Source organism: Pseudoalteromonas sp. OF7H-1 (assembly GCF_022347825.1).
Lineage (GTDB): Bacteria > Pseudomonadota > Gammaproteobacteria > Enterobacterales > Alteromonadaceae > Pseudoalteromonas > Pseudoalteromonas maricaloris.
In genome coordinates this window covers 83,541-105,717 of record NZ_JAKRFX010000018.1, presented here as the reverse complement: position 1 = coordinate 105,717, position 22,177 = coordinate 83,541, and the positions used below count along the sequence as shown (strand labels likewise).

11 protein-coding genes are annotated in these 22,177 nt (G+C 42.5%); 7 read left to right on the top strand and 4 right to left on the bottom strand.

Annotated features, from left to right (window positions below; all coding sequences use genetic code 11):
- Nucleotides 1-20 precede the first annotated feature (20 nt).
- Nucleotides 21-1,379, top strand: a complete 1,359-nt coding sequence (gene gorA / locus MHN30_RS19360; RefSeq protein WP_010376766.1) for a glutathione-disulfide reductase — start codon at nt 21-23, stop codon at nt 1,377-1,379.
- A gap of 1,126 nt (nt 1,380-2,505) precedes the next feature.
- Nucleotides 2,506-7,272: a DUF3320 domain-containing protein gene (locus tag MHN30_RS19355; protein ID WP_239360792.1), complete on the top strand. Its 4,767-nt coding sequence runs from the start codon at nt 2,506-2,508 to the stop codon at nt 7,270-7,272.
- Between the two features lie 925 nt (nt 7,273-8,197).
- Here the strand turns inward: MHN30_RS19355 and MHN30_RS19350 are convergent.
- Nucleotides 8,198-10,021, bottom strand: coding sequence for an alpha/beta hydrolase (locus tag MHN30_RS19350; protein WP_239360789.1), 1,824 nt, complete (start codon nt 10,019-10,021; stop codon nt 8,198-8,200).
- 131 nt (nt 10,022-10,152) lie between these two features.
- On the opposite strand from MHN30_RS19350, the gene MHN30_RS19345 reads away from it, so the two are divergent.
- A complete protein-coding gene (locus MHN30_RS19345; RefSeq protein ID WP_239360786.1) occupies nt 10,153-12,126 on the top strand; it encodes a winged helix-turn-helix domain-containing protein in 1,974 nt (657 codons plus the stop codon).
- A 56-nt stretch (nt 12,127-12,182) separates the two neighbouring features.
- Here MHN30_RS19345 and rpmG read toward each other — a convergent pair whose 3' ends face one another.
- The 3 genes from rpmG to radC all read right to left on the bottom strand — a co-directional run bounded on the left by rpmG (nt 12,183) and on the right by radC (nt 13,720).
- Nucleotides 12,183-12,338 (bottom strand): 50S ribosomal protein L33, encoded by a 156-nt coding sequence (rpmG, locus tag MHN30_RS19340; RefSeq protein ID WP_010364212.1) that lies wholly within the window; start codon nt 12,336-12,338, stop codon nt 12,183-12,185.
- 11 nt (nt 12,339-12,349) lie between these two features.
- On the bottom strand, nt 12,350-12,586 hold the full coding sequence (gene rpmB, locus MHN30_RS19335; RefSeq protein ID WP_010376746.1) for a 50S ribosomal protein L28: 237 nt from the start codon (nt 12,584-12,586) through the stop codon (nt 12,350-12,352).
- Between the two features lie 459 nt (nt 12,587-13,045).
- Nucleotides 13,046-13,720 (bottom strand): DNA repair protein RadC, encoded by a 675-nt coding sequence (gene radC / locus MHN30_RS19330; RefSeq protein ID WP_010605891.1) that lies wholly within the window; start codon nt 13,718-13,720, stop codon nt 13,046-13,048.
- Nucleotides 13,721-13,848: 128 nt separating this feature from the next.
- On the opposite strand from radC, the gene coaBC reads away from it, so the two are divergent.
- From coaBC to MHN30_RS19310, 4 genes are all read left to right on the top strand, one after another.
- Nucleotides 13,849-15,045: a bifunctional phosphopantothenoylcysteine decarboxylase/phosphopantothenate--cysteine ligase CoaBC gene (coaBC, locus tag MHN30_RS19325; RefSeq protein WP_010605892.1), complete on the top strand. Its 1,197-nt coding sequence runs from the start codon at nt 13,849-13,851 to the stop codon at nt 15,043-15,045.
- 157 nt (nt 15,046-15,202) lie between these two features.
- Entirely contained in the window at nt 15,203-15,790 is a 588-nt protein-coding gene (gene slmA, locus MHN30_RS19320) for a nucleoid occlusion factor SlmA (RefSeq protein ID WP_010376740.1), read from the top strand.
- 106 nt (nt 15,791-15,896) lie between these two features.
- Nucleotides 15,897-18,668: a prolyl oligopeptidase family serine peptidase gene (locus tag MHN30_RS19315; protein WP_239360783.1), complete on the top strand. Its 2,772-nt coding sequence runs from the start codon at nt 15,897-15,899 to the stop codon at nt 18,666-18,668.
- 266 nt (nt 18,669-18,934) lie between these two features.
- On the top strand, nt 18,935-21,847 hold the full coding sequence (locus MHN30_RS19310) for a TonB-dependent receptor (protein ID WP_130165048.1): 2,913 nt from the start codon (nt 18,935-18,937) through the stop codon (nt 21,845-21,847).
- The last annotated feature ends 330 nt before the right edge of the window (nt 21,848-22,177 follow it).

Below are 22,177 nucleotides of genomic sequence, written 5' to 3'. Positions count from 1 at the left end.
ATAATTGGCGAGGAATTTTTATGGCTCAACATTTTGACTATATCGCAATCGGTGGCGGTAGCGGCGGGATCGCATCTGCAAACCGAGCGGCGATGCGAGGTGCCAAGGTGGCATTAATAGAAGCAAAGCACTTAGGCGGTACTTGTGTAAACGTGGGCTGCGTTCCAAAAAAAGCCATGTGGCACGGCGCTCAAGTTGCTGAAGCCATTAAACTATACGCACCCGATTATGGTTTTGATGTTGAACTAAAGAACTTCGATTGGGGTAAACTCGTTGAGAGCCGCGAAGCCTACATTGGCCGTATTCACCAAGGTTACAACGGCTACCTAGCAAAAAATGGCGTCACCGTGATCAATGGCTTTGCTAAGTTTGTTGATAACAACACCATTGAGGTCAACGGCGAGCACTACACTGCCGATCATATCAATATTACCGTAGGTGGTCGCCCAACGATCCCTAATATTCCAGGCGCTGAGCATGGTATCGATTCAAACGGTTTCTTTGAGCTTAAAGAGCAGCCTCGCCGCGTAGCGGTTGTGGGCGCGGGTTATATCGCGGTAGAGCTTGCGGGCGTATTGCACAGCCTGGGTACAGAAACCCACCTATTTGTTCGTAAGCACGCTCCACTTCGTAATTTTGATCCTATCTTGGTTGAAACCTTAACTGAGGTAATGGAAAAAGAAGGTCCAACGCTGCACACTCACGCAGTACCACAATCAGTGACCAAAGAAGAGGATGGTTCAGTTACCTTACATCTTGAAAATGGTGAGTCTTACACCGTAGACAAACTGATCTGGGCAATTGGCCGTGAACCTATGACAGATCTTATCAACCTCGCTGCGACAGATGTAGAAACCACGCCTAGCGGCCATATTAAAGTAGACGAGTGGCAAAACACCACAGCCAAAGGTATCTACGCGCTCGGTGATATTATGGATGGTGGCATAGAGCTTACTCCTGTTGCCGTGAAAGCAGGTCGAATGCTAGCCGAGCGCCTATTCAATCCGGAATTGCCAAACGCAAAAATGGATTACGACTTAGTCCCTACCGTCGTATTTAGCCACCCACCAATTGGCACCATTGGTCTAACAGAGCCGGAAGCGGAAGAAAAGTACGGTAAAGACAACATCAAGGTCTATACCTCTACCTTTGCTGCAATGTACACCGCGGTCACTCAGCACCGCCAACCATGTCGCATGAAGCTTGTATGCGCAGGCCCAGAAGAAACCGTAGTAGGCCTACACGGCATCGGCTTTGCCGTAGATGAGATGATCCAAGGCTTCGCCGTCGCAATGAAGATGGGCGCAACCAAAGCAGACTTTGACTCGGTAGTCGCGATACACCCAACCGGCTCCGAGGAATTTGTGACCATGAGGTAATAGACTGATTTAGCTATCAAATTATCTTTTAAAAATAAAACGCGAGCGGCAGACAAGCTCGCGTTTTTTATTTCCCACGCACCTCAACGCAAGCACTTATCCGTAGGTTTGATAAAATGTGAAGCAGCGTCACCTAACACAGGTAAAAGCTTCGCGCAATATTAGGCACTCGCTCATGCTCCACTCTTTTGCAAAGCTAACAGCAATACGCGTAGCAACTACGTCGCTGGATTTTATGTACGTCACTGATGTAACCAGTTAAGCATCAGGAGAGCCCGTTCGGAAATAACACATATGCAAGCAGTGATACCGCACATATAATAGCTGCGATTCCGGCATAATGTACTAATGGGGTTTTTGCAGGACCTTCCACTTTCAACCCCTCTTTTAATGTGCAATTTAATTGAAACCTGTTATCACTCTTCAAAGGTGGTTATCTCCGTTTAGTATGCATAACTACTTCCTTGGGTGCACCGACACCGCAAAGTACTTCTTTCAACCCGCCATCGATGGCGGAGTTTGTTTGCCTATCCATATGGCTATTGGCTATGATAGCTGATTACCATTGGCTGGACGGGCTCCCAAAAAATAAATTTTTCTCCTATCTCTGATACCACATATAAGCTGTTTAACACTTCTCATAATTGAGCTGTATCAGATGTAACTCAAAAGAAAAACCAAGAAAGCTCCTACAGCTTTTTGTTCAGAACTAATTTAGATAATCCCACAAACTCTTAGGTGATTTCTTTGAAAAGGTAGGGTAACTTTTCAAGGGTTTTAATCTTATTACTTTTCATGATATTAGAAATTAGGCATGCCTAATTTCTGCCAAAACGGCTCTATTGCATTCATTGTCATGTTTAGTCCTAACTGCAACGGTGTCGATTTTGTCAGCAAAGCAAAATGTCACTATTCTTTAAAAAGCTTTAGGCACAAAAACCCGACCTAAAAGATCGGGCTATAAGTAGCTACACTGTTCTAGGTTAGGTTAAATATTCCGGTATATTCATAATCAGCCGTCATCCCTCAACTAGTAGCAATATTGATTTTAGGAAAAACCGTGTTATGTTGTTTTTTGACAAAAAATTAAATATGTAGATCGCCTAATAAACCAAAGGGGAATTTTATGGTTGTTGAGCAGCAGTTGGAGCGCGCGCGTCTTGAATTACTCGATATGGGTCTTAGAGCGAATCCTCAGTTAAATTACCGAAGTGGCAGTAAGTCTCTCGATATTGTAGATGAAAAATCGGCAAACATTTTTGAAATATTAGTTGAGAAAGAAATCTCACTTGGTTTTTTACCCCTCCCTGAAGTGTATCAACAAAAAATTACCGAGAATGATGACGAAGGAACCTTTTATTCTGCAGATGATGAAACTGATCTGCCTCCGCTTGATCTGTACTTAGAACAGAAGAAGGGGGAATCTCGCTTTATTGATAAATATCTGCAAACTGGATTGATCCCTTCAAAACTTGATAAAGCATTGTTAAAGCTTGAAACTGAAGCGCATACAATGCTACAGGAGCAAGGCGTTGAAGTTTTATATCTCGCGCTTGGATTTGTGCAATGGAGTGAACCAACAAACGCTTCTGTTTCCAGATATGCTCCTTTGATTCTGGTTCCTGTTGAATTAATTCGCTCGTCCGCAAGAGACAGTTTTAAGTTACGATATACAGGTGAAGAGCTAGGCTCAAACCTGACTTTAGCTGCAAAGCTTAGAACCGAGTTCAAGTTAATGCTTCCAACATACTCTGATGATTTAACAATCAGTGATTACTTTAAAGCTGTTTCGGATGCAATTGCAGCCCAGTCCTCTTGGCGGGTGCATCAGGATAAGATTGGGTTAGGGCTATTTTCCTTTGGCAAGTTTCAAATGTACATGGATCTTGACCCATCTGGCTGGCCTGAAGGCAAAAGACCATCACAATTATCGTTAATTAGTCGCTTGTTCAGAGATGGTTTTGAACAGTCGATTGAAATAAACCCAGAAGATCTGAATCACCCAGAAAAACTCCATCTTGTAAAGGATGCTGATTCAAGTCAAATTGAAGCGATCTTGGCTATGAAATCTGGCGCTGATTTGATTATTCAAGGTCCACCTGGCACAGGTAAATCGCAAACCATCACCAATATCATCGCTGAAGCCGTTGCGTTGGGAAAGAAAGTTCTCTTTGTCGCGCAAAAAATGGCTGCACTAGAAGTAGTAAAGAAAAGGCTGGATGAAACTCACCTTGGCTTAGCTGTACTAGAGTTACACAGCCATAAAAGCACAAAGAAAACCGTATTAAGTTCGATCAGAGACTCTCTTGATCAAGGAAAGCCACAAACAAAAAGCCGTGAGCAAGACTTTTTGGAGTTGTCTGAGTCAAAAATGGCGTTGGATGTATATGTGAATGCGATACGATCGCCAATTCTTAGAAGTAGCCTCAATTACATAGAATCCCTTGGAGGTTTGCTTCAAGTAAACGCAAAAGATCCTGACAACAGTTTACCTGTATTACCATTTAGTATTTTCGAGCAATGGACTTCCGAGCAATATAACAATGCGAAAAAGCTTGTAGCAGAGCTAGTTCAGCAACTAGAGATTGTTGGAGTTCCATCTGAACATTCTTTTTCTATGTCATGCCGCACTGATTTTTCTCCATCTACTCAACAAGATCTAAACACAACTTTAATAGAAACCAGCTCTTTACTCAGTAAACTTTATAACGAAGCTAATTCTCTGAGTGATACTCTTCAACTTGAAAAGCCTGCATGCTTGCGTGATGTAAATCCGTTAATTTCAACAGCAGCATGGTTAGCTGAAGTACCAGATCTAAAGAATATTAAAGTTAATAACCCAGTATGGGTGTCAGATAGAAAACGAATCGATAATGGACTATCGTGCTTTAGTAACTTACTACATCTGAAAACCAAGTGCGAACAACACTTTATCCCGCAAGCGCTAAGTTCTGATTTACTTAGTATCCGTCAAGGCTTGGTTGGCAGAACAGATAAATGGTGGCGTTTCTTATCGCCAACATACCGCCAATCAAAGGCAAAATTAGCCGGAGTTTGGCGTGGTGTACTTCCCGCATCTTCAGATGAGTGGCTCAATGCAGTAGATGCTGGACTCGAATACCAAGGCACAATAAAGGAACTCGAAAGTTATCAGGAGATACTGTCTAATGTCTTCGGCGTTATCTGGCAAAGTGAGTGTTCGGAATTAGAGGAACTTTCTAAAGTAAACAATTGGATCAGAGAGTTTTATTCAAAAATTACAGCCAATGAATTACCAATTTCATTGGCAAAATTGATTGATAAGGGAATTGATAAGAAGATACTTGTTACTCAAGCGGACTCCATTAAGACGCTGTGCAACGACATTTCAAAGCTCCTGCAAACACTAAATGAGTTACTACAAATAGACAACGGTAAGCAAAATAGCAACTTGCAATCAATGTCATTTTCGCGGTTGAATACCTTATTAACTGACTGGCAAAACTCTGCTCTTCTATATGATTTCGCGCGCTACAATCAGATAGTACAGGCTTTTGAACCATACAACATAAAAACGCTTACTGAACTAGCTTTTTCGTGGAGCGACACTCCAAAACAATTAATGACTAGCTTCGAACTTAGCTACTATAAAGGATTGGTCAATTATGCTTATGATAATTCAGAAGCGATAAGAAGATTTGATCGCACTAAACATGAGCGAAGCTTGAAAGAGTTTAAGCGTATCGATGGTGAAAGCCTTTTCTTTGCACAAGAACTATTGGTAAATCGTCTATATGAACGTTTACCTAAGAAATCAGCAAAAGGCGAGATGGAATTGGTACTGCGCGAGCTTGGCAAGAAAAAGCGTCACATTCCCATTCGAAAACTTCTTGCTGAGGCCGGCAACATTATTCAGCAAGTGAAGCCCATTTTCATGATGAGCCCAATGTCTATTGCAACTTACTTAAAGCAAGGTGCTTTGGACTTTGATCTGGTAATATTTGATGAAGCAAGTCAAATACCAGCTCCAGATGCTTTAGGTGCAATGCTACGTGGGAGACAAGTAATAGTAGTAGGTGACAGTAAGCAAATGCCTCCAAATAGCTTATTTGGTAAAGCAGTAGAACTGGAAGAAGATGAACTAGAAAACAGTGTCACAGCTGAGATGGAAAGCATTTTGGCGTTAATCGAAGCTAGAGGAGCTGCGAGTAAGATGCTTCGCTGGCATTATCGCTCGCGCCATGACTCACTAATTGCAGTGTCAAACGACCAATTTTACAAAAACAAATTACTTGCTTTTCCCAGCCCAGGCTTTCATCCCGATGCAACAGGGCTGAAGTTTCACTATTTGCCTAACACTCATTATGACAAAGGAAGTTCTCGCACCAACGCCGGCGAAGTTCAAGCTGTCGTGGCAGCCGTTCTTAACCATGCCTTGACTAAACCTCATTTGTCCTTAGGCGTTGTCGCTTTCAGCCTGTCACAACGGGATGCCATATTGCTTGAGTTGGAGAAAGAGCGCAGATTAAACCCCGAAACGGACGAGTTTTTTGCTCGCCATGCTGGTGGTGACGAATTTTTCGTCAAAAACCTTGAGAACGTTCAAGGTGATGAACGTGACGTTATTTACATAAGTATTTGTTACGGTAAAACCAAAACGGGCCAGCTTAGTCAAAATTTTGGCCTGCTAAACAAACCAGGTGGCGAACGGCGGCTAAATGTTCTTATTTCACGAGCTCGTCTAGCCATGGAGGTGTTTGCAAACTTTAAAGGTGAAGAGTTAAAAGTTGGAGCAGATAGCCCGCTTGGTATTAACTCACTGCAAATCTTTTTACAGTTCGCTGATTCGGGCCAGTTAAGTAAATCTCATGTACAAGAACAGAAACAGAGTTTTGCCTTTGGTACTCTACTACATCAGGCTATCCAGCGTCTTGGCTATAAAGTTGAAACCAAAGTTGGTAGCCAAGGTTACTATATTGATTTGGCGATAAAGCACCCGCAAGACCCCTCTAAATTCGTATTAGCCTTGGAATATGACGGAGCTGGTTATTACGAAGCAGCTTCTGCACGCGATCGCGAAAGGCTAAGACAAAGTGTATTGGAGGGATTAGGCTGGACATTTGAAAGAATTTGGTCGACCGACTGGTTTAGAAACCCTGACGCTGAGCTAAATCGGCTGAAAGGACTAATTGATAATGCGATAGCCCAACATGATGACCTGATGCGTTCTTTAACAACACAAGCGAATAGTATTCAGCTGGAAAAGCCCAAAGTTGTCTCACATGAGCCTGTTGCCGCTCCTATCCTCAGGATTGAAAAAGAGCAACCAGAGTTTGAAGCCTGCACTACACCTTACAGGAAAGCAGATGTGTCCAAATTAAATATTCCACATGTCGATGATTTCAGTGCAATCCCATTGAGTGTATTAGTGCATGCTGTTGAACGTATCGTTGAAACAGAATACCCAATTTATACCACAGTAGTTGCAACTCGATTAGCAAATGCAGCAGGGCTTTCAAGAGTAGGAGCCAAGATCAAACGCATAGTCAACCAAGCTATTCAAAGTGCTACATCTCAAGGTCTAATTAATGTAAGCCTAGACGGTGTGTTATGGCCAAAAGGCCGAAACACAGTAAAATTGAGAAATTGGGACAATGTTGACGCTACAACACGTAAACTTGAAAATGTATGTGACGCTGAACTTACAAATGCACTATTGCTAACAGTACAAGATGCCCATGCGATAAGTATTACAGATGCTGCATCTGCTGCTTTAGGTCTGTTGGGGTTTCAGCGTACCACATCACAAGCGTCTGACAGGATGAGTAAACTGGCCCAAATAGAATGTGATAAAGGCGTGCTGGTTTGTGAGAACGATCGATTGAAAATTGCAATACAAAGGATTGAGACTTAATTCTCATTTTAAAACGGTAGTATTGCACCTTGCGCTTCAGAAAAACTCTGCCGTTACAGATATTAATGATGATAAGTTTTAGCCAAAAACAATTTTTAAACAATGTAAGTAGTGCCTGTAAGGGTGATGAGGAATCTTTCTATCAACTGTATTTAATACTGTTTATTCAAAATACTTGAGTGAGAGATTCTACCCCTGTTAGGTTCTATCGGATTGTAGTCACCTTCGATGCAATAAATTAAATGTAACTTTTGCATATCTACACTTTTAGAACCACTCTAGTTTTGGTTACGTTCTGCTTAACGCAGGTAAATAATATGGGTATCAAGGCAAGTTCTAAAAGAAAAAACATCCTAAATTAAAAGAGCATAAACACGAAAAAGGCGATAGAGACAATCAAAGCAGCTTTTGACTGTACCTTACTTACGATTATTGAATTTCGAGTGACTCGTTTTTCCACAGCGGTTCTGTTCGTTTCTCCGTCCAACAGAGGAAATGACGAACCTACAAAATGAAATCAAGTAAGTGGAGCGTTGCAATTCTCTAACTTCCCTCCAAAACCGAACTAAAAGCACACTTTAATATGTAGGCGAGTGTACAAGCATGCGTCTCATTGAGGTATATAGTATTGTGAAACAGTGACTTATACATGGCTAAAAACTGGAAAATGGTATCGCAAGTGGCCTAATTTAAAGAAAAGCGACGAAAATTTCTTATTTTTCTGAAATACACAGGACGACTTACAACTAAAGGCTTTATAGAAATCTTCCAGATTGTACGTGCGGCAGTACTTTCTTACCATGCGGTAACCTTATTATTTAATTCATTAGGTTTTAAAAATAAAAAACGCGAGTCGATTTCTACCTCGCGTTTTCTATATGTTAACTCAACGCTTCAAGCGTTCATCGAGCAAATTGGATAGACGTCATTGGTTCGCAAGCTCAGTCAATGCCTGCTTAATAAGCTCAGGATGGGTAAATGGGATCAGATGCTCAGTTGAGGCTATTGGTAAGTATTGCCCACCACTGGCTTCAGCAACATCTTGCGACCATTTTCTCCCCTCTGCTTCCCATTTGATTAGATTGGCTTTCGCTTCGTCAGAGTCAGCATTGGCTATATCAAGTTTTTCAAACTCGCTGTCTATCACTGAAATCGGAATACTGCTGTCTGGCTGCCAGTTTCTTACTAACTCCAAGTCGTCATGGTAGTTCATCATCTCGTGTACTCGAGTAAGTTGAGCTGCAACACTATGGCGGGTTTGCATTATATGATTGAAATATTGCCAATCCATGTAGTCTGCAAACTCGCTTCCTTCAAGCAGTGTTTCAATATGCGCCTGTTCTTCAGCTATTTTTCCATCCATTTTTTCTTGCCAATTACCTGCAGCAACATGATCAATCAAGTCTTGTCCGTATTGACGATAAACATCAACTGGATAACCTTGATACTGAGCAATAGAATGTGGCAGTAAAATATCTGGGTCTAACCACAACATGCTGGCTATCTTTTGCTTAAATTCCTGTGATTTTTGCATCGCAATTAGCGGCACCGAGTTACTATTTGCGTAACTCAACAAATGCACATCACTGAGATTGAGCTTTTCAAATAGTACAGGGAGGTCGTGTGCAAATTTATTCATGGAAGGCGCGTCATCAACACTACTTAATCCCTGCCCTAGCCTATCAATGACGTAAACATTAAAACTCTCTGCCAAGTAAGGCTGTAGTAACGCGAACCAAGCACTGTCACTATGAAAATGCATATTCGCGCCCGAGAGCATGACCACAGTTGGTTTATCAGCGTGCTGTTTTAATTGTCGAACATGGTAATAATCGTTGTTTACTGCGATAAGATCAGAACCTTGGGGCAGTGCATAACGACTTGTCGATTCAAAAAATGTCATTATCGATTCGGTGGTTTGGACAGGTGGTAAATTCCAGCTATGATGAGCCCCGCCTACACTAATTAGCTGCGTTTGAATATTGCGATTAGGATAGTGAGTTAACGTCACGCCTTCCGCTATTTCTTCATCAACAGATAAAGCAGCCTCATAGTTTAGATTAGCAATAATTTTAATCGCTTGAGGTGACGAGAGTAGCCCAAAATTTGCGTGACTTTTGCCATTATAAGGCAATACTGAGTCTGCTTTACCGTGCATAATTCGGTAGTTTGTAGGTGTCGAAAAATTACAGCTATCACCTAATTGGTAGGACATAGGTGCGGCAACCGTTACTATCGCATTAAACGTCTCCGAACGGTTACATAATAGGTTTTGTACAAATAACCCGCCTTGAGAAAAGCCGGTCGCGTAAATTTCACCGTCAATGACATCATATTTAGCTTTTATTTCTGCAATCATCTGATCAACAAAGCCTAAGTCATCTACACCTAAACGATGTGCCTTGTTACAACCACAGCCTTCATTCCACTCTTCATTTTTTGATTTGGGATAAACGACGATATAATCATCGTTTTGCTCATGTAGCTTGGTTAAACTTGCCATACCGTAAGCAGTCCCTCCAGAACCATGAAAAGCCAACATCAGCTTGTACGCTTTATGTGGCTTTTCAATCGGCTTCATATAATAGTAACGCTCATTGAGTTGATGAACCTCAAAACCGTTTACGGGTTTTAACACTCCATCGTCATTGCTTAACGCCTTTTTGCTGTCGCTACTGCTGCCACAACCCGCGACTAAAGCTGCGAGTGTTAAACCTAACGCCTGTTTTAAAAACATTCGACTTGTCATGTTGGCCATTCCTATTTTATTGTTTTCATGTACTCTAAATACTTTGAAAAAGGGCGCGACGAATTTACATGAAATCGTTGTGAGGAATTCCTTACCAATAAATATAAACAATATAATCAAAGGGATAATAAATGCGCTATGAGATTGCAGCCATTCGGTTTGATACGGTTAATCGAACGCTGACGAGTAGCACAGACTCCATCAGACTTGAGCCTAAGCCTTACTTATTGCTACAAACCTTAATTGCAGCAAATGGTAATGTTGTTTCGCGCGATAAGCTCATTGCAGAAGTGTGGCAAGGTCGCGTAGTCACAGAAAGCGCAATCAATAAAGCCGTGTCGACGTTGCGCCAGTATATGAATAAATTAGATGGTAAAACTGAGTATATAGAGACTATCCCTACCCTTGGATACCGACTGATTCCCGCAGTCACAAGTCATACTCCGGCAACAATAAATAAGACCAGCTCCCGGATCGTGCCACTTTTAGGTGCTTCACTACTTATTACCAGCGTATGTGCATTTGTTGCCTATCAGCTCATGCAGCCTGCGCAAAATAACAAACCTCTCGCGCCACAAAAATTAACGAGCCAGAGCGGTATTGAACTGCAGTTAAGTAGCGCGACTCAATATAAAAGCTTTAGTTACCTGCATCCTACGAACACTCAGCAGGCGGAGTTATGGCTCAATCACAGCGAGCAACATAGAAAGCTGTTTTCAGGCAACATCAGCGCACAAGCCTTAAGCTCAGACGCCAAACACATTGCCTATATCGACGATGATAATGGCTGTACCGTAAAACAGTTTGATATCACGCAGGCACAGCACACGACGCTATTCTCTTGCCAGCCTATCGAAAACATTAAACTAATATGGGGCGCAAATCCGCACGAAATCATTTATCGAAAACGTACAAATATACATAGTGGATACGGCCTTTACCGTTTCGACTTGAATACAAAACAACATATCCAGCTAACGCTTCCTCCAATCTCAGGAAACCTCAGAGGCGACCACCTATTTAGTTTATCCACAACTAGAGACCAGCTCGCCGCCGCACGCTACCTTGGAGAAGATAAACACGAACTGACGGTATACGATTACCCAAGCATGTCAGTAAAAAGCACCGTTAAGTTACCTTATAATCTCACGGCACTAACTTGGTCTGCTAGCGGGCAATCGATTTACTTTAGCGCAGGCAGCAGCATTTATCGCGCCGATATAAAATCGAGCAAAGTAGAACTGCTTCACAAGCTAACAGCTCCAATCGAAAGCCTAGTATTACAAGATAGCAACGAGACCCTGCTCTTTAACCAATATAAGTTAACTAGCCTAATTCACCTTTTCGACGTATCGGAGCAAACCTTTTCACCACTCGTTGATAATCAGGCATTGAATCGCTTACCTCGCGCAAATCAAATGCCGCGAGTTTGGTATATTTCAGATCATGGCGCGCATTCCGCTTTATGGTCTATGGACACTGAAACACAACAACACACTCAAGTTGACTTGCCTCACGTATTTAATTTTCAACGTTATCAACTCAACAATGACGCTTCTAAAATACTTTTTGAATATCAAGACGCCATTTACCAGTTTGCTATCAACAGCCAAAAAACAACACAACTTATAGGTTCTGAGCTTAAGCCTTACGTTGCCAATTACAGCCAAGATAACAATGAAATCATTTACAGCAGTGAACGCTCTGGTAGTTGGCAGTTATGGTCTCTAAATCTAATAACAAACCAACATCAGCAACTTACAACACAAGGTGGCTACAGCGGCTACAAGCTTAATAATGTGTTGTATTTTACCAAGTTTACACAGCCCGGAATTTGGCAACTGGAAGACGGGCAAGAGTCTGCAGTTGTGACGGATGTACCAGTGAGAAACTGGCTGAATTGGCGACTCAGAGATAATGCGCTTTACTATGAAAAAGACAAAAGTATCTGGCGATTTGACCTGAAGACTAAACAAGAAAAGCTGTATTTCACCCCGCCACAACGATTTATTGGACAGTTTGATATATTGCAAAATGGCGATGTGGTTTTCAGTGAGCTGAAGCAATCAAGTGGTGAGCTTTGGCAATTAACCGTGAAAAATTAAAGTACAAAAACAAAAAACCCAGCCGAAGCTGGGTTTTTATTGATTCTTGAAACGAATTACTTGATTTTCGCTTCTTTGAAGATCACGTGTTTACGAACCTTAGGGTCGAACTTTTTGATCTCCATTTTTTCAGGCATGTTACGCTTGTTCTTGTCGGTAGTGTAGAAATAACCAGTACCAGCAGTTGAAACTAAACGGATCTTATCACGCATGATTCAGCTCCTTAAACTTTTTCGCCGCGAGCACGGATATCTACTAATACCGCGTCGATGCCTTTTTTATCGATAATACGCATACCTTTAGTAGTAGTGCGTAGAGAAACGAAACGCTTTTCGCTTTCAACCCAAAAACGGTGTGTTTGTAGGTTAGGTAGGAAGCGACGCTTAGTAGCGTTGCGCGCGTGCGAACGGTGGTTACCAACCACTGGGCGCTTACCTGTAACTTGACAGACTTTAGACATGTCTATGTATCTCCAATAACTTCGCTCGAGCTTAATTTTCCCTTAAAGGCCTTTTAACTGCGTGCCCTAGGTAAAATCAAAGGGCGCTCTTTATACAGTATCTACAGGCAGAGATCAAGGATCTGATCCTACTGAAATCAGCTCATGGGTAAATTTGATAGCGGCCAATTATAATGATCCGAAGCCCACTAGGAAAGTAAAAACTGCATTTAAATTGAACTAATTTATAAAATTTATACAAATATGCTGATTTAACGAGCAAATTTCTTTTTTGGCCCTTTCTACATCGTAATTTTCACTGTTTAATTTTCGTGCTTATACGTATATTTGGGCAGCAACACTCCACCAGCTACCTCACACTTCGAGTAAAAGCTGAGTGATCAAGCTCCATTCCATTTTGCTCAGTTCAAAAGGACAACTTGAGAAAGCGAAACCCACCTGATAAAACAGCAACTCAGCTTAAATCAGTCCTCGCTCGGCAAACGAAATACAATGACTTCCGGCGACGATTAAATGGTCAAGTACATTAATATCAACCAGTGCCAAGCCTTGCTGCAATTTTTTCGTGATGAGTTTATCCGCTTCGCTGGGCTCTGCCACGCCCGATGGATGGTTATGGGCAAAAATCACGGCTGCACAGTGGTATTTTAGTGCCGCCTTTACTACTTCCCTTGGATAAACCGAAGCCGCGTTAATTGTACCGTGAAACAACACTTCATCTTTTATCAGGCGATTTTGGTTGTCTAGATACAGCACCATAAACACTTCATGCCCAAGCCCCCGTAGTTGAGCACTCAAATAGTCACGTACCGCTGTCGGGTTTTGAAATACCGTTTCTCTTAAGCACTCTTCTTTTAGATAACGCCGGCTTAGCTCTAAAACGGCCTGTAACTGCGTGTATTTGGCAACGCCTAAGCCTTTTAACGCTGAAAACTCTTCTAACGAGGCATTGAATAAACGCTGTAAAGTTTGCTGTTCTTGCAACAAGGATTCGGCAAGCTCTATGGCATTTAATCCTTTGATCCCAGTGCGTAAAAAGATAGCCAATAACTCGGCATTAGATAATGCTTCAGGGCCTTGCTCAATTAACTTTTCTCTTGGTCGTGCAGATTTGGGTAAGGCTGATATTTGCATCCTACTATTCCTTATATTTGTATGTCTCCTTGACTAAATTAAGCTTAGCGGGTGATCACGATTATTCAAAAGCAAACACAGACTGTGATATCTTTAGTTTATTGATACTGTGATCGTATAAAACAAACATGCAAAGAAATAAACGCCTCTTACTTGGGATCAGCGGTGGTATCGCTGCTTACAAATGCGCAGAACTCGTTCGCCGCCTAAAAGAACAGCAAATAGATGTCAAAGTGGTGATGACTGAGTCTGCTAAGCACTTTATCACGCCACTGACAATGCAGGCGGTCTCTGGTGAAATCGTTTCTGACTCTTTGCTTGACCCACAAGCAGAAGCGTCAATGGGGCATATCGAATTTGCAAAATGGGCAGACCTAGTGCTGGTTGCTCCTGCGACCTCGAATATTCTCGCCAAAATGGCGGCGGGTATTGCGGATGATTTACTGACCACATTACTGCTCGCAACGCCCGCGCCTGTTGCCGTAGCGCCAGCTATGAATCAACAGATGTATGCGCACCTATCGACTCAAGCAAATCTCAATACCTTAGCTTCACGCCATGTCCAAATCTGGGGACCCGGTAAAGGCGAGCAAGCCTGCGGAGATGTAGGCGCAGGACGCATGCTTGAACCCCATGAGTTGGTGCAACTGTGTTTAGCTGCACTTCGCCCTACTGAGCAAGTATTAGCAGGAAAAACGGTAACTATTACTGCAGGACCGACGCGTGAAGCATTAGATCCTGTGCGTTTTATTACTAACCACAGTTCAGGAAAAATGGGCTTTAGTCTTGCTGAGGCGGCAAAGGCTCTAGGTGCAAGCGTAAATCTGATCGCAGGCCCAGTTTCACTGAATACCCCCACTGGAATTACTCGAATTGATGTAGAAAGTGCTGAGCAGATGCAACAAGCTGCACTCGAATATGCCGTACAATCGGATATTTTTATCGGCTGCGCGGCGGTCGCTGATTACCGTGCAGCCACTGTTGCCGAGCAAAAGATTAAAAAGCAAGGCGATGAAATCACACTAACACTGGTCAAAAACCCCGATATTATCGCTACTGTCGCAGCACTAAAACAGTCTCGTCCTTATACCGTTGGCTTTGCCGCTGAGACGCAGAATGTCGCCGAATATGCGCAAGGAAAATTGGTCAATAAAGGGTTGGATATGATCTGTGCGAATGATGTGTCGGATAGCACAGGTGGTTTTAATTCTGATAACAACACATTGACCCTATATTGGAAAAAAGACCGACTTGAACTCCCTCACTCTAGCAAAAAAGAGTTAGCACTTACTGTCATGCAAGCTATTGCCGAAAAGATAAAATAACCTTCATGTAAAAGACTGGAAAGAAACTGAATAAAACATTAACATGATACCCCGATAACGTGTAAACGAGTCGGGGTTTGCACTTCTGCGCATCACTCTCTGTGCTTAATAAACCCGGCAAAAACAATATAACAATTAGAAAAATAAGGGAAATTTCATGCCAGCGACAAAACGTAGTAATCGCAAAGAGCAAATTCTTCAATCACTCGCACAAATGCTGGAAACCAGCCCGGGACAGCGTATTACCACAGCTAAACTCGCTGCTGAAGTCGGGGTTTCAGAAGCTGCGCTTTATCGCCACTTTCCAAGTAAAGCGAGAATGTTTGAGGGGCTTATTGAGTTCATCGAAGATACGTTACTGTCACGCATTAATTTAATCCTAGAAAACGAAAAAGAAACCCGTAACCGGATCTACAACATTCTTACTCTACTCCTAGCCTTTGCAGAGAAAAACCCTGGGATCACACGTATTTTAACGGGTGATGCACTACAAGGTGAGCAAGAACGCTTACGTGAACGAGTACAAAGCTTATTTGAAAAGCTTGAGACACAATTCAAACAAGTATTAAGAGAGCGTAAACTACGAGAAGGTAAGGCATTCACGAGCGAAGAAAGTGTACTAGCTAACCTATTCTTAGCTTTTGTTGAGGGTAAGATGAATCAGTTTGTCAGAAGTGACTTTAAAGCAAAACCAACCGCGCAATTCGATAAACAGTGGGTTGAGCTTGAGAAAATCTGGCTTTAAGCACCTGCGGCTAGCCGCTTAAATACATCCGCACACCGCAGAGCATTTTAGTTTCACCGTTAAAAGTGATAAAAACATCATAAATACATACTAAAATGCTCTAAATATGACTCTAAAACTCTCTCTCTTAAGCGCAGCACTTTTTAGTGTAAGCAGCTTAGCAGCTAAACCCAGTCTTGAATTTATAGATGTTTTTGATTTTCGTTACCCTCAGGGTACGGTGATCTCCGAACAAGGCACATTCCTCGGCCTAAGTGCAAAGCCTTACCGTGGTGACAGCGAAGGCCAAGTGTATTCTCTCAATAATAAAGCACTGATTGCATCGGTTCCCCGTGGCACGAATCCAGTTATCAATAAAGGCGGTCAATGGGTTAGCTTTACCCAGCGCCCTACCCTACTTGAAAAAGAAACGGCAGATAAAAAGAAGAAAAAAACACTAAAAAACAACTTAGTGTTGGTGAATACCACAACTAAGGCCCAGCAAACCTTTAGCTCGGTTAAAGATTATCAACTTTCAGATGATGGCCTATGGCTGGTGTACCGTGAGGATGCAAAAAAAGGCGACAACAAATCAGACGCAAAAGCGAATACAGACGAGCAAACTGATGAACTCAAAATCAGTGCAGATAAAGGCGACGAAACCTTAACGCTTGTAGTGCTGAATCTTTCTAACAATGAGAGCACTCGCTATGACGACATCGCAGCATACAAAGTAGCACCAAATAGTAACGCGATACTTGTCAATCAGCGCAGTGAAGACGGCAGTAAAAACCGTGTGGCCGTTATTGACTTAGCAAGCAATCAAATCACAAGTCTTATTGATGAGCCCGGTGTGACTTTAGGAGACATTGCTTGGCAACCCAATTCTCAACATGTCGCCTTTTATTTAGGTAATTATGTCAACGATGACAAGCGCCGCCGCGACTACCAACTCAAATTATGGTCTCCAACAAGCAATAAAATAACCGACATCCACAACCCAAGCGGTTGGTTTTCAGGCAAGACAGCATCAATCAAATGGTCTGAAGATGGCTCAAGACTGTTTTTTGAAAATCGTCCACAGCTTGAAGAAAAAGCCAAAGTGCTTAAATACACAGATGAAAGCTCACTTTTTGATTACGATACCATTCGCCAGCAAAAAGGCTTAAAGGTTTGGCACAATGCCGATCCTGAAATCAAAACTCGAGAAATAAAAACATGGAATGAAAGCCGTCGAGATCAACATTATCAAGCGGTTTATCATATTAATGGCGAGCGTGTAGTACAGCTTGAAAACCTTCAAGTGCCTGCTATTTCACTGCACACAAACGCAAATTTTGTGCTGGGCAGCGACGATACTCCCTACCTAAAGCAGATTATGTACAAAGGCTTTTATCGCGACTACTACAGCGTTGATATCAGCAGTGGTGATAAACAACTCATCGTTAAAGAAAGTTCAAACCGCCCTACTGTCGCGCCTGATGGTAAACATGCGGCCTATTTCGACGGTGAACAAGTCTGGTTGAAATCGCTATCCACACAACAGCTTACCCCAGTCAGCAAAGCGGTTAAAAACGCACTATTCGCGGATGATAAACATGATAAGCCAGAACCAAATAAAGGGTTTGGATTTGCTGGTTGGCAGCTCGATGGTTCGACGCTCTACGCCTACAGTAAATATGATATTTGGGCATTTGATACCAAAACGGCAAAAGCAACTCGACTAACTGACGGCTATAAGACCCAAACACAATACCGCATTGAGTATAAAGATAAGGACAAACTAGGCTTTAACCCAGACGATACCTTACTGTTAAGTGCGCACAACCTCGAAAATAAACAAACGCATATTGCAACGCTTTCCCTACAAGATAACAAGTTGCAAACTGTTTTGTCTGGCGAAGCTAAATATGGTGTTGTGAGAAAAGCCAAAGAGGCGGACACTTATATTTTCACAAGACAGTCTTATCAAGAATTTCCTGATTATTGGGTCTCAGATAGCGGCTTTAATAACCCGACAAAACTCACAGATTTAAATCCACAGCAGCAGACATTTGCTTGGGGCCAAAAACCTGAACTTGTGAAGTACAAAGGCTACGATGGCGAAGATCTTCAAGGCGTGTTAATCAAACCTGCTGATTATAAAGCCGGTGATAAAGTGCCAGTGGTGATTTACTTCTACCGCTATATGAGCCAGCGCATGTATGACTTCCCGAAAATGGAGTTAAATCACAGACCAAACCTGCCAATGTATACCTCAAACGGTTATGCGATATTCTTGCCTGATATTCGTTTTGAAATCGGCCACCCAGGGCGCTCTTCAACACAAACCATGATCAATGCAGCACAAGCGCTGATTGATACAGGTGTTGCGGATCCGGATAAAATTGGCTTACAAGGCCACTCTTGGGCTGGTTACCAAAGTGCATTTATGATCACACAGACAGATATGTTTAAAGCGGTTGTGTCTGGCGCGCCAGTATCCAATATGACTTCAGCATTCAGTGGGATCCGTTTAGAATCAGGTCTTGCAAGACAGTTCCAATACGAAACAGGCCAAAGCCGTATCGGTAAACCGCTAACAGAAGCGCCTGAATTATATATAGAAAACTCTCCAGTGTTTTACGCTGATAAAGTAAACACGCCGATTTTGATCATGTTTGGCGATAACGACGGCGCAGTGCCTTGGCAAGAAGGTATTCAATACTATTTAGCCTTAAGAAGACATGATAAAGACGCTATTTTCTTACAATACGAAGGTGAACCGCACCATCTGAAAAAGCTGCCAAATCAGCTAGATTATTCAATTCGTATGAAAGAATACTTTGATTATCACCTGAAAGGATTGCCACCAGCAGAGTGGATTCAATCCGGTGAAGCATTTATCACTGAAGAGTAAGCAACTCCACAGGTATTCATCGTCAAGGACACCATCGCGGTGTCCTTTTTTTGGCAACAATTTACTCATTCCTTTGTTTTACTTTTATCTAGAAATGTTTTGTTTCAACTTTCATCCGTATAATTTCGTTATAAAAAAGCTCATATCTCCATTACATTTGACGGTTTTACAAACGAACCATTGAACTTTCAGTAGATGCGTTGTAAGTTCTATGTTGCAGGAACATTTTCCTACTCTGCTAATAAATAAATAAATAAGGAAATAAGATGAAACTTTCTAACCTATCAGCAACGATCAGGCTATCTCTACTGGCTTGTTCAACGCTGACTGCAGGCGTATCAGGTATCGCCCACGCTGAAGAAACAGATGCCAACGCTACTAATAGCGTAGAACGAATTGAGGTTACTGGTACGCGTATCAAGCGAGCTGCCATGACTGGTGCGAGCCCTGTAACAAGTGTTACGGCCGAAGACATTAAAGTTGCAGGTATTACTAGGGTAGAAGATCTACTCAACGATATGCCTGCAATCTTTGCTGACCAAACTTCAGGCCAAGCAAATGGAGCTACAGGTACCGCAACAGTAAACCTTCGTAACTTAGGCACAGAACGTACATTGGTACTCGTTAATGGACGTCGCTTGCCTTCTGGTTCTCCTGTTGCTGGTGGTATCGGTGCTGACCTTAACCAAATCCCAGCAGCTTTAGTTGATCGTGTCGATGTGTTAACTGGTGGTTCGTCAGCAACATACGGCTCAGACGCTGTTGCTGGTGTTGTAAACTTTATCATGAAAGACGACTTTGAAGGCTTCCAAGTTGAGTATCAAGGTAGTGTTTATCAACATGATAACGACCACAAAGACATGCAACGAGCACTAAAAGATAGAGGCTTCCCGGTACCTGACGGAAGTCAATGGGATGGCGACACCCATGATATCTCTCTGACTTTTGGTGCAAACTCTGCAGATGGCCGTGCTAACATCACAGGTTACGCGACTTGGCGTGATATCGAAGAGGTGACACAGGATAACCGTGACTACAGTGCTTGTGCTATGAATATAAACGCGACAGGTACACGTATTTGTGGTGGTTCAGGAACAATTCCAGATGGCCGTATTACCGATTTCGATACCTATGACTACAAAGTATCTGGTACCGATCTAGTTCCTACAGCTGGCACAGTGTACAACTACGGCCCACTAAACTATTTCCAACGTCCAGACAAACGTAAAACATTTGGTTTACTAGGTCACTATGATTTTAACGACAGCCATACGTTTTATGCTGAGTTTAACTACATGGACAACCGCACAGTGGCTCAGATCGCACCTTCTGGTTCATTCCTGAATCAAGTTGATATTAGCTGTGATAACCCACTACTTTCAGCTTCACAAAGAAATACGCTTTGCGGACCTGATGGTGTTGCAACAGATGGTGTTGTTAAGGGTGCTTTCATCGGTAAACGTAATGTTGAAGGTGGCCCTCGTCAAGACGATATTCGCCATACCTCAACTCGTTTTGTACTAGGTGTTCGCGGTGAAATCGATGACAACTGGAGTTATGATGCGTATATGAACTTTGGTAACGTATCATATGCTCAGACTTACCAAAACGACATGTCTACAACCAGAATCATTCGTTCATTACAAGCAACAACAGATGATGACGGTAACGTGGTATGTAAGTCAGTTGTAGATGGTAGCGATCCAACCTGTATTCCTTGGAATATTTTCGATCCAGCGAACATCACTCAAGAGCAAATTGACTATCTAACTATGCCCCTATTTGCTCGTGGTGACACGAGAACAAAACAAATTAGTGGTTATGTTACTGGTGACCTTACTGAGTACGGTGTTGTAGTACCTGGGACTTCCACTGGTGTGGGCGTGGTATTTGGTCTTGAGCACAGAAAAGAGTCGCTAGACTTCAATCCGGATCAAGGCTTCCAGTCGGGTGACGGTGCAGGTCAAGGTGGTCCAGTTCTTGGCGTAAGTGGTGAATTTGACGTCAATGAATTCTTTACTGAATTCAACGTACCTTTAGTCGAAGACTCTGAATTTGCTGATTATATTACTTTAGAGTTAGCTTACCGCTACTCTGATTATTCAACGGATAAAACAACTAACACCTATAAAGGTGCGTTTGATATCCGCGTTAATGATCAACTTGGTTTGAGAACAAGCTTCCAACGCGCAGTGCGTGCAGGTAACGTACGTGACCTATTCAGATCTGCTGGTTTAGGTTTGTTTAACTGGGAAGATCCATGTGGTGGAGCGAATCCAACTTTAACTGTTGAGCAGTGTGCCAGAACAGGTCTTGATCCATCTAAATATGGTTCTAACGCACTAATCAACCCAGCAGGTCAATACAATAGTATCACTGGTGGTAACCCAGACCTAGAGCCTGAGAAATCAGATACTATCTCGTTTGGTATTCTATTATCTCCTGAAGCCATTGAAGGTTTAGACATTGCGATTGACTACTTCGACATTACTGTTGAAGACGCAATTCAAGAAATCCCTGAAGCAACAATCTTCAATCAGTGTGCGATTAATGGTAACGACGAGTTCTGTGGACTGATTAACCGTGGTCCAACAGGCTCATTGTGGCTAGGCCAGGATGCGATCACTGCGATTGATACCAACATTGGTAGCGTAGAAACAAGCGGTATCGATTTTGATGCATCATACCGTTATAACCTGCCTGATGATATGGGTCTTTTACGCTTCAAGCTAATCGGTACATGGCTAGATAAGTTTGCAACGCAAAACTTACCAGGTGGTGATATTGACGATTGTGCTGGTCGTTGGGATAGAGCGGTATGTGAATATCCAGTTCCTGACTTTAAGTCAAACTTCTCAACAACTTGGGTAACACCTTGGGATGCAAACATTACAGCAACCTATCGTTATGTAAGTGAAGTGAAGGAATTCGCACGAAATGACGACGGCCAAGTAATCGATGGACCAGTTCCAATGACTGCACGTGATTACGTTGATATTGCAGTAACATGGAATGCTTCTGATAACCTGCAATTCCGCGGTGGTGTAAATAATATCTTTGATAATACAGCTCCACTAGTACCAAATGGTCCTGCAGGCCCAGCAAATGGTAACACTTACCCTGGTTTCTATGATTCTTTGGGTCGCTATATCTTCGCAGGTTTCACATTTAGACTGTAGTCTAAAGCCCGCAAGATTTAGTCGTAACTATGAGCCCCCGCAGGTTTAAAGCTGCGGGGGCTTTTTTAGTTTAACGTCACTCTCACACCACTGCTTAATCATGATGCCTTGAAGGCAAATATCTGTTAACTACTCATCTGACATCAAAGCTTTTTTAATTAGGTGAGCTATTTTTGAGGTTAGAAAGTCTTGTCGCTTGCTCCGCACCCAGCTAGCAGCAATGCACCTAGTTGTTCTAAAAAAGAAGTTTTAACGCAGCTAGCGTCAGGTCTCCCCTCTCACATCGAGTGGGTATTAAGACTATTTGGTATTAAAACATGAGATACCATG

Coding starts and splice junctions, on each gene's coding strand:
- MHN30_RS19315 (WP_239360783.1), top strand. CDS start 15,897: ATGACTCTAAAACTCTCTCTCTTAAGCGCAGCACTTTTTAGTGTAAGC.
- gorA (WP_010376766.1), top strand. CDS start 21: ATGGCTCAACATTTTGACTATATCGCAATCGGTGGCGGTAGCGGCGGG.
- coaBC (WP_010605892.1), top strand. CDS start 13,849: ATGCAAAGAAATAAACGCCTCTTACTTGGGATCAGCGGTGGTATCGCT.
- rpmG (WP_010364212.1), bottom strand. CDS start 12,338: ATGCGTGATAAGATCCGTTTAGTTTCAACTGCTGGTACTGGTTATTTC.
- radC (WP_010605891.1), bottom strand. CDS start 13,720: ATGCAAATATCAGCCTTACCCAAATCTGCACGACCAAGAGAAAAGTTA.
- slmA (WP_010376740.1), top strand. CDS start 15,203: ATGCCAGCGACAAAACGTAGTAATCGCAAAGAGCAAATTCTTCAATCA.
- MHN30_RS19355 (WP_239360792.1), top strand. CDS start 2,506: ATGGTTGTTGAGCAGCAGTTGGAGCGCGCGCGTCTTGAATTACTCGAT.
- MHN30_RS19345 (WP_239360786.1), top strand. CDS start 10,153: ATGCGCTATGAGATTGCAGCCATTCGGTTTGATACGGTTAATCGAACG.
- MHN30_RS19310 (WP_130165048.1), top strand. CDS start 18,935: ATGAAACTTTCTAACCTATCAGCAACGATCAGGCTATCTCTACTGGCT.
- rpmB (WP_010376746.1), bottom strand. CDS start 12,586: ATGTCTAAAGTCTGTCAAGTTACAGGTAAGCGCCCAGTGGTTGGTAAC.
- MHN30_RS19350 (WP_239360789.1), bottom strand. CDS start 10,021: ATGACAAGTCGAATGTTTTTAAAACAGGCGTTAGGTTTAACACTCGCA.